The sequence below is a fragment of the Mycobacterium sp. E796 genome (assembly GCF_001672815.1).
Taxonomy (GTDB): Bacteria; Actinomycetota; Actinomycetes; order Mycobacteriales; family Mycobacteriaceae; genus Mycobacterium.
Genome location: NZ_LZKK01000161.1, coordinates 1 through 524, shown reverse-complemented (window position 1 = coordinate 524; position 524 = coordinate 1). Strand labels below are relative to the sequence as shown.

The 524-nt window shown below is 70.8% G+C and carries 1 protein-coding gene; it reads left to right on the top strand.

All coding sequences use genetic code 11. The features are described 5' to 3' along the window. Window positions 1-524, top strand: a 524-nt coding sequence (locus tag A5706_RS11630) for an HNH endonuclease signature motif containing protein (protein WP_156767073.1), incomplete at both ends; no start/stop codon positions are given.

Here is a 524-nt window from a genome sequence, read left to right as displayed (position 1 = left end):
CTGGCCAAGCTGGCCGCCCCGGGCACCGCCAACCCCGAGGATGAAACCCCAATCATCGATGCGACCCCCGACGAGGACGCGGCGCGCCGCGACACCCGATCCCAAGCCCAGCGCAACCACGACGCCTTCCTCGCGGGCCTGCGCGCGCTGTTCGCCTCGGGCGAGTTGGGCAGCCACAACGGGCTGCCGGTCTCCATCGTCGTGACCACGACGCTCAAAGACTTGGAGGCGGCCACCGGCAAGGCGCTCACCGGCGGCGGCACCCTGGTGCCGATGTCCGACGTGATCCGTTGGGCCGGCCACGCCCATCACTACCTGGCGATCTTCGACCAGGCCAAGCCGCTGGCGCTCTACCACACCAAGCGGCTGGCCAGCCCCGCGCAGCGCCTCATGCTCTACGCACGCGATCGCGGCTGCACCAAACCGGGCTGCACCGCCCCGGCCTATCACAGCCAGGTCCACCACCTCCGCGGCTGGACAACCACCCACCGCACCGACATCGACGACCTCACCCTGGCCTGCGG